8 protein-coding genes, 3 pseudogenes and 1 other annotated feature are annotated in these 8,250 nt (G+C 56.6%); of the genes and pseudogenes, 5 read left to right on the top strand and 6 right to left on the bottom strand.

The features are described from left to right. From R6T97_RS12095 to R6T97_RS12085, 3 genes and pseudogenes are all read right to left on the bottom strand, one after another. Positions 1-265: pseudogene (locus R6T97_RS12095) on the bottom strand (cytochrome c); the annotation flags it as partial. A 5-nt stretch (positions 266-270) separates the two neighbouring features. Continuing rightward, positions 271-2,040, bottom strand: coding sequence for a GMC family oxidoreductase (locus tag R6T97_RS12090; RefSeq protein ID WP_410349543.1), 1,770 nt, complete (start codon positions 2,038-2,040; stop codon positions 271-273). Between the two features lie 3 nt (positions 2,041-2,043). Further along, positions 2,044-2,706, bottom strand: a complete 663-nt coding sequence (locus tag R6T97_RS12085) for a gluconate 2-dehydrogenase subunit 3 family protein (protein WP_410349542.1) — start codon at positions 2,704-2,706, stop codon at positions 2,044-2,046. A 415-nt stretch (positions 2,707-3,121) separates the two neighbouring features. On the opposite strand from R6T97_RS12085, the gene R6T97_RS12080 reads away from it, so the two are divergent. The 4 genes from R6T97_RS12080 to R6T97_RS12065 all read left to right on the top strand — a co-directional run bounded on the left by R6T97_RS12080 (position 3,122) and on the right by R6T97_RS12065 (position 5,564). Continuing rightward, on the top strand, positions 3,122-3,562 hold the full coding sequence (locus R6T97_RS12080; RefSeq protein WP_410349541.1) for a DUF6789 family protein: 441 nt from the start codon (positions 3,122-3,124) through the stop codon (positions 3,560-3,562). Next, on the top strand, positions 3,559-4,053 hold the full coding sequence (locus tag R6T97_RS12075) for a lactoylglutathione lyase family protein (RefSeq protein ID WP_410349540.1): 495 nt from the start codon (positions 3,559-3,561) through the stop codon (positions 4,051-4,053). Before R6T97_RS12080 ends, R6T97_RS12075 begins: the two co-directional genes overlap by 4 nt. A gap of 131 nt (positions 4,054-4,184) precedes the next feature. Next, positions 4,185-5,111 carry an NADP-dependent oxidoreductase gene (locus tag R6T97_RS12070; RefSeq protein WP_410349539.1) on the top strand — a complete coding sequence of 309 codons (927 nt, stop codon included), beginning with the start codon at positions 4,185-4,187 and terminating at the stop codon, positions 5,109-5,111. A gap of 57 nt (positions 5,112-5,168) precedes the next feature. Next, positions 5,169-5,564: a hypothetical protein gene (locus tag R6T97_RS12065; RefSeq protein WP_410349538.1), complete on the top strand. Its 396-nt coding sequence runs from the start codon at positions 5,169-5,171 to the stop codon at positions 5,562-5,564. Between the two features lie 85 nt (positions 5,565-5,649). On the opposite strand, the gene R6T97_RS12060 is transcribed toward R6T97_RS12065, so the two are convergent. Next, complete coding sequence (locus R6T97_RS12060; RefSeq protein WP_410349537.1) at positions 5,650-6,120, bottom strand: potassium channel family protein; 471 nt, start codon at positions 6,118-6,120, stop codon at positions 5,650-5,652. Between the two features lie 17 nt (positions 6,121-6,137). Between R6T97_RS12060 and R6T97_RS12055 the strand changes: the two genes are divergently transcribed. Next, positions 6,138-7,363 (top strand): IS3 family transposase gene (locus tag R6T97_RS12055; RefSeq protein ID WP_410349536.1). Its coding sequence is split into 2 segments (ribosomal slippage): positions 6,138-6,426 and positions 6,426-7,363, totalling 1,227 coding nucleotides; the frame shifts between segments, so codons are not numbered across the junction. After that, positions 6,419-6,535 (top strand) — a sequence feature (AL1L pseudoknot). (Overlaps the previous gene by 117 nt.) Before the next feature lie 29 nt (positions 7,364-7,392). Here the strand turns inward: R6T97_RS12055 and R6T97_RS12050 are convergent. Together R6T97_RS12050 and R6T97_RS12045 are read right to left on the bottom strand one after the other, a co-directional pair. Continuing rightward, a pseudogene (locus R6T97_RS12050) lies at positions 7,393-7,647 on the bottom strand (IS110 family transposase); the annotation flags it as partial. A gap of 382 nt (positions 7,648-8,029) precedes the next feature. Further along, positions 8,030-8,250 (bottom strand): annotated as a pseudogene (locus R6T97_RS12045) (IS110 family transposase); the annotation flags it as partial.

Here is an 8,250-nt window from a genome sequence, read left to right as displayed (position 1 = left end):
CGGGCGTGATGTTGGAAGAATAGATCGTGCCAAATGGGCTTTCGATCGGATAGCCGCCCGCAAAAGGCTCGCCGTCCTTGGCGGTGTGGCACGCCGCGCAATCGGCCAGCCGCATCACGTATTCGCCCGAACCGGAAACGACGATGTCGTCCGCGGCCAGCTGCACCTGCGCGGGCGTGCGCTGCACAGGGACGAAAATGATGGCGAGGAGGGCAACAACACCCACCACGATCAATGCGCCAACACCGCGCAGGACTTTGCCCATAAACGTCATACCAACGGTCCCGGATTGCGCAGATAGTCGCGGCGGATCGCATCGAGTGTCCAATAGGCCAGACCCCCAAGCGCACCCGTCGGGTTGTATTGCAGATTCTGCGGAAACGACCCTGCACCCAGAGCAAAGACGTTATGCACATCCCAGCTTTGCTGATAGCGGTTGAGGACCGACGTTGCAGGGTCAGCCCCCATCGCGGTGCCGCCGACATTATGCGTCGATTGGTAGGGGCGGATGTCGTATCGCGCGCCCGTGTCCTTGTAAGACGACTGGAATGATGTGGGGTTCATGGCCTCGACCACCGGCTCGATCTTGGATTTCATGAACTGCGACAGGACGGTATCGTTGTCCTGCCAGTCGAACGTCATCCGCAGCAGCGGCCTGCCGTGACGGTCGGTATAGGTGGGATCAAGATCAAGGTAGCAATCACGATACGCCATGTTGGAGCCGTGCAAGCCCACTCCCATTGCGTGACCATACCAATCTTTTGCGCCTTGCTTCCATCCCGCCCCCCATGCAGGCACACCTGCGGGCAAAGGCAGGTTGCGGATCGGCTGACCGTTGTGCTGCGAGGCATGGATGTAACCGCCGCCAACAAACCCTTCGGCGGCAAAATCGATCTGGTTGATCGCATAATCGTCGATCACATATCCAGTGGAACCAGAGCCAATGAACGGATTAAACTCTACGTCCTCAAAAAACGCCGTGGTGCCGCCGGTCATTTGATAGGAATAGTTGCGGCCCGTCACGCCTGTCCCGGACGCCGCATCGTAGGGCTGACCGATGCCAGACAGCAGGCACAGGTGGGTATTGTGCAGCGAATAGGCCGCCATGATGACGATGTCGGCGGGTTGAAAGACCTCTTCCTGCGCTGCCTCATCAAAATAGTTCACGCCAGTCGCCGTCTTGCCATCCTCGGCCAACTCGACCTTTAAAACCTCGCAATGGGTGCGGTAGCTGAAATTTTCATAGCGCTTCAGCGCGTCCATGATGCAAGTCTGCGGCGAGGACTTGGAATAGTTGAGGCAACCGTAACGCTCGCAGAAGCCGCAATAGTTGCAGGGACCAAGCTGCATGCCATATTCATTCACATAGGTCTCGCTGGCATTTGCAGCGGGCATTGGAAACGGATGTAACCCCATCGCCTCAGCCTGATCGCGGAACATGCGCGGGCCAAGCTGCATCTGAAGGGGCGGCATCGGGAAATCACGTGCACGAGGGGCCTCAAACGGGTTGCCGCCGGGCACGATCTCACCGTTGATATTCCCCGCCTGACCGGAAATGCCCAGCATGTATTCAAAGCGGTCGAAATAGGGCTCCAGCTCTTCGTAGGTCACGCCCCAGTCCTGAATCGTCATGCCATCTGGGATGATACCAGTCCCGAATGTCTCGGTAACGTAGGACTTCAACCGCAATTCCTCGGCCAACGGACGCCAGGTATTGCCATTCCAATGAACGCCCGCACCCCCTACCCCGTCGCCCGGCAGGAACGATCCCAAATGCCGCATTGGCAGTGCGGTGTCTTGTGTCCCATGCCGTAGGGTCAGGGTCGAATTGACGGGCTTTTGCATAAAGCCGTACCGCACGCCGTAGCGCAATTCGTCCGCCACGTTGGGGTATTGAAAGTCGGGCACGGTGTCCCGGTCCGCGCCCCGCTCAAGTGCAAGAATTTCAAGGCCTTCCTTCGCCAGCTCGATACCTGCCATCGATCCGGTCCATCCAAGTCCGATGATAACGACGTCTTTTTTTGGGTCTGTGCGTGCCATCGTTCAGGTCCTCTCGCCTGCGATCGACACAGGGCCGAGCGGGTATGCGACGTTGTCCATTGCGGGATCGTTCCATTCCAGAAAACTGGCGCGCGCGCCCGGAAAGCCGATATGCACCCATGCCGCCATGCCGTGATTGCCGCCATAGCGCGGGTCGCTGAAATAGCCTTCCTTCGTGTTTTGAAGCAGAAGATCGAAGAAATCGCGCAAGGGATCAGGCAGGTTGACTTCACCGCGATCGAGGGCAGTCAGTGCCTCGTCCTGCGCCACGGGGTCAAGTTCGGCAAAAGCGGCGCCCTTGGTCTCGCGGCACCAATCGTCGAACGCATTGATGCCATCGCGATAGATCTGAGCAGGCGACAGCGACGATTGAAAGCCCAAAAGAGGATCCGCCCCCGGGTCGTGCGGACCATCCATGTACCAGTCGGCAGCCGTGCCAAAATCATCGGCAAGCTGGCGGTCTATAAATACCGGGACTCGTGCTTCCTCGGCACCTGGCCCCTCGCCTTCCGAAGGGATAAGCCGTGATGTTGCGGCAATGACGAACACCCATTCTCCCCCTGAGAAAAATTCAGGAACATAGTCGGCAAGATCAGGAAGATCAGTTTGGCCAAAGACCGGTTGCACCAGCGACACAAGTGCCGTTCCGGCTAGGCCAGATGCCATAAATCCGCGCCTTGATGGGGTGAAATCCCGTGTCGACATTGATGTACTACCTTCCGGTCTCGGCCCGCCTCATTTCGAAGAGAAGGAACTCTAGGTTTTATTGCCGCACCGGTTATGAGACCGCAGCGCCCTGATGCATGACGGTGGAACCTGCGAAGGTGCCTTGCGGCCCTCCGGATCGTACCACCGTGTTTCCATCTGATCAGAAAAGGGCTGGTCGTGGCCTAACCTCGGTCAGTCCCCTGATGTTGAAATTGCCCTAGGAGTGGTTCAGCTGCGGCGAAGCCTGACCATAGGCGTCGCAGACGCGGATGGTGATCCCGTATCAGGAACGCAACCGGATCGAGACGCCGCGCCCCAAACTCACATTGGGAAACAACAACTGGGCCAGGGCCCCAGAAGAAGGAGAACCAGAATGCAAAATATTTTTGCCGGCCTTATCGCCGGATTTATTGCGACCGTCGTCCTGTCAGCGATGATGGTTATCAAAGGACTCATGGGCCTGATGCCCGAACTGGATATCGCCGCAATGATCGGCATGATGATGGGCGCGTCCGTCATGGTTGGCTGGATTGTGCATTTCATGATCGGCACGATTGCGTGGGGCGGTGGATTTGCACTGCTTTACGATATGATCCCCGGCGATAATGCAGTCGTCAAAGGTATCGGCTTTGGCGTGGCAGCTTGGTTTGGCATGATGATCATCGTGATGCCAATGGCGGGTGCCGGCCTGTTCGGAATGACCTTCGGCATTATGGCGCCGGTAATGACGCTCTTGCTCCACGTTGTATTCGGGGCAGTCTTGGGTGGCGTGTACGGCATGTTGCTGCAACGCGGCACGTTGAACGCAGCATGACTTCGCCGCGCGCTTTCTCGCATATCGGACTGTCCGTTCCCGACCTTGACGCCGCTGTGAAGTTCTACACCGAGGTGCTCGGCTTCTATACGATCATGGAGCCCACCGAGGTTTCTGAAGACAATAGCGACATTGGACAAATGTGCACGGATGTTTTCGGAGCAGGATGGAACCACCTGCGCATTGCCCATCTGGCGACCGCCGACCGGATTGGTTTTGAGTTTTTTGAATTTGATGGCAATAGCGTGCCCGAGGATAACCTCTCCTTTCGCCAACACGGCATGTTTCACTTTGCTATTCAGGATCCTGATGTTGAGGGTCTGCTCGCAAAAATCCTGGCCGCTGGCGGTAAACAACGCATGCCCGTGAGGGAGTATTTCCCTGACAAGAAGCCCTATCGGATGGTCTATGTTGAGGACCCATTTGGCATCGTTTTCGAGATCTACAGCCACAGCTATGAACTCACCTATTCTGCAGGCGCTTATACGTGAGCGATCAGATAGGCACGGTTTGTCTCCACGGGGCACCGCACCGCATTCAACCGTAAGGCCCGCGCATTTTTCAGCCTAGCGACCCGCCGCCTTCCTCGCGCACGCCAGCAATCCTCTAAGGAGATACCAATATGAAAGCCGCAACCATATCGGACTACAACGCCGCCATTGAGATCACCGAGATCGACAAACCAGTCCTGAAGGCCGATTCCGTCTTGATCAAAGTCCACGCCGCCAGCCTGAACCCGATCGACAACATTCTGCGCTCAGGTGCCATGAAAGAGGCTATGCCGCTCAGCTTCCCGCATGTCATGGGTTTTGACGTAGCCGGAGAGGTTGTCGAAATCGGCAAGGATGTCGCCAACGTCAAAGTGGGCGACGCGGTTTTCGCCCGCCCCAATCAGGAAGACGCTGGCGCGATTGCAGAGCTTGCACACGTCAAGGAAAGCGAACTGGCGCTCAAACCTGCAAACCTCAGCTATGCGCAGGCCGCCTGCGTTCCTTTGGCTGGGTTGACAGCATGGCAGGCTCTTTTGACCAAGGGACACCTCAAGAAAGGCGACAAGGTCCTTATCCATGCAGGTTCGGGCGGTGTCGGCACCTTCGCAATCCAGATCGCCAAACATGTTGGTGCTTATGTCGCCACAACGGTCAGCACAAAGAACATCGAAGTGGTCAAGACGCTCGGAGCGGACAAGGTAATCGACTACACTGCGCAGCAGTTCGAGGACGAAATCTCTGACTACGATCTGGTTTTTGACATGATTGGTGGTGACACGTTGGACCGGTCGTTCAAAGTGCTCAAAAAGGGCGGCACCATGATTTCGATCAAAGGTCAGGATAGTGCTGGCCTTGCCAAAAAACATGGCGTGCGTTTTGAAACGCTTTGGATGGAGCCCGATGGTGCGATGCTGGCGGAACTTGGTACCTTGCTGAGCAAAGGCATCGTCAAGACCGTCACCGACAGCACCTTTTCAATGGATGAGGTTGATGCCGCCTACGCGCAGCTTGCTAAGGGGCATGCCGTTGGCAAGATCGTCGTTGAAGTCGGAGAATGAGATCCACGGTCCAGACGTAATCAGGTTGTCAGCACTCGCCATTCATCAGGGGGACATATGTCCGATCAAGATCTGCAGACTATCGGCGACGCCCAACAGCGTGACCGAGCGCTGGCCAGATGGGCCAATGAGGGAGGTTCGGGCCAATGCGGTCGCGCAACCGATTTTGCATCCGGGCGCGATGAAACGGAAATGCCCCCAATCGGTGATACCCAGATCGGCCTCCTACATGTCCGGGTAATTGCTCTGGAAAACCTTGTGATCGCCTTGTTAGCAGCCGCATCTGGCCCGCAGTTGGACCTCGCGCGCGACATGGCGCGTATCATCGAACCCCGGAGTGATGCGGCCCCTCATCCTTTGACGATCCGCGCTGCGGCCCGCCTGACCGATCTCATAGAGCGTTCCGAGCGGTTCCAAAGTCGCGAACGACCTCTAACGAGGGATGGGGAATAGTCGACATCCGCGTCCCCACTTTTGCCTGAACTGCACAATCGCTGGTCAATGCGTCCACCGCGCCTCAGCGGACCATAGATCGAACTCAGGAGGCACCTCCCGTTTCGATCTTGAGCAGATGGCCACAATGCTTGCAGTGGACCGCGTCAGTTTCATGCCTGTTGAGGCCGCACTCCGGACACTTGTAACGCAGCTTGCTGGGCCAGAAAACAGTCTGAGCAAGGCGCAAGAACAATGCGACGCCAGCGACCATGATGACCACTGCCAAGAACCGTCCTACGGTGCCAGTCAACACGATATCGCCAAAGCCAGTCGTCGTCAGTGCGGACACAGTGAAGTAAAGCGCATCTACATAGCCGACGATGTCTGGGTTATGATCAGCCCTGAGCACGAAAACGAGGGTACTCATGAAGAAGATGAAGACCCCAAGGTTAACTGAACTTACGATGACATCCTCATTGCGGCGGAAGAACGGCGTGTCGCGACGCAGGTCACGCAGAACGTGGTAAGAATGCAGCAGTGAACCGCGCCGGGTTTGCCGGAGGCTCCAACTCATGAGTAGGATGGAGCATCATGAACAAGACAACCAACAAATATACACCTGAAGTGCGCGAACGTGCCGTGCGGATGGTTTTGAATGGCGAAGGGCAGCATGACAGTCGCTGGTCTGCGATCCTGTCGATTTCTGCGAAGATCGGCTGTGCGCCGCAAACGCTGAATGAATGGGTGAAGAAGGTCGAGATCGACACTGGCCAGCGCGGCGGTGTCACGACTGAGATGACTGAGAAGATGAAGACGCTGGAACGCGAGAACCGCGAGTTGAAACAGGCCAACGAGATACTTCGCAAAGCGTCCGCATATTTTGCTCAGGCGGAGCTCGACCGCCCGTTCAAGAAATGATCCGCTTCATTGATGATCACCGCGCTGAACATGGGGTCGAGCCGATTTGCAGGGTTCTGCCGATTGCCCCAGCGACTTTCTACGACAACAAGGCCAAGCAAGCTGATCCTTCGCACCTGTCGGATCGCGCCAAACGTGATGAGCAACTCAAGCCTGAGATCGAACGCGTCTTTGAGGAGAACCTGAAGGTCTATGGCGTTCGCAAAGTTTGGCACCAGATGCGCAGGGAAGGCTTCGACATCGCACGCTGCACCGTCGCACGTTTGATGAAGGACATTGGCATCGAAGGCGTCATTCGCGGCAAGAAACCAAGAACGACGATACCTGACAAGGCGCTACCCTGTCCGCTGGATCGTGTGAACCGGCAGTTCCATGCTCCCGCGCCGAACGTCCTTTGGGTCAGCGACTTCACATATGTCGCCACATGGCAGGGGTTTGTCTACGTCGCCTTCGTAATCGATGTGTTCGCGCGGCGGATCGTTGGTTGGCGCGCAAGCCGCACAGCCAATGCCGGCTTTGTTCTGGATGCTTTGGAACAGGCCATTCATCAACGTAGACCAGCGCAAGACCAACTGGTCCATCACTCGGATCGCGGATCGCAATATTTGTCGATCAAATACACCGAACGGCTTGCAGAAGCCAAAATTGCGCCTTCTGTCGGCAGCGTCGGGGATTCATATGACAACGCCTTGGCCGAAACGATCAACGGCCTGTTCAAAGCCGAGGTCATTCACCGCCGTGGCCCATGGCGCAGCTTTGAAGCCGTCGAATATGCCACCCTGGAGTGGGTCGATTGGTTCAACAATCGCCGTCTGCTGGAGCCCACCGGGAATATCCCGCCAGCCGAAGCAGAGGCAAACTTCTATGCAGCTCTGGAAAGATCAGACATGGCCGCGTAACTAAGACAAATCAGCCTCCGGCAAACCCGGCGCGGTTCATAGGGCTTCACATACATGGCTGGGATCAGACGCACATCATGACCCAACTTGCTCAGCTGCCGGGCCCAATAATGACTGGAACCGCAAGCCTCCATGCCAACCAGACAGGGTGGGAGTTTCTCAAAGAATGCAAGCAACTGTGCGCGTCGCAAAGCTTGGTTGAAAACAACTTCGCCATTCTCAGCCACTCCGTGAACCTGAAAGATATTCTTGGCCAAATCGAGGCCGACTGTTGTAACCTGCATTGGGTAGCTCCTCTCATAAGCAGTAGATAACAACTGCAGTATGGCGCATTACGGCGCCGATTGGAGCAGGAGCTATCCACACCATCCGGTCTGGTGAAGCTGCACTGCAGCGCCGGTCACCTTGCCGAGCGGCCTCTGTGGGTGGCTCCTGCATTGCAAGTGTTTTCTGTCGATATCTGCGGTCGTTTTTGCTAGTCCTGAGGTCTGTCTGGCCTGTTTGTGCGGTGGTGTTCCGCTGGCCCTGATGAGTTCCGCGAGCGAGGTTCCATTCGGCTTATCGACCTCAAAGGGCCGCTGCCATTCCCGGAGTGTCCTTGCTCTTGGTTGACTTAATTCCGCATCATCACTTCAACGTCTTGCATCTCGTGGGCAACTCGCGCGGTTAGAACGCTGGCTGCCGGTATTCCTGTTTCTTGGTGAGCATGGCCCAGATGATCCTTGCTGCTTTGTTTGCCATGGCAGTCGTTGCGAGCCGGAAGGGTTTGTCTGCGATGATCTTTGCTGTCCACAGGTCAACCTTCTCGGGTGATCTTTTCGCCATTACGGCCCGAGACGTCATCCCGACGACCAACAGCTTGCGAATGTAGCGATCACCCTTCTTCG

Source organism: Yoonia sp., assembly GCF_046498525.1.
In the GTDB taxonomy this organism is placed as follows: domain Bacteria; phylum Pseudomonadota; class Alphaproteobacteria; order Rhodobacterales; family Rhodobacteraceae; genus Yoonia.
Note: the sequence above shows the minus strand (reverse complement) of the source record. Positions and strands in the feature narration are given on the sequence as shown.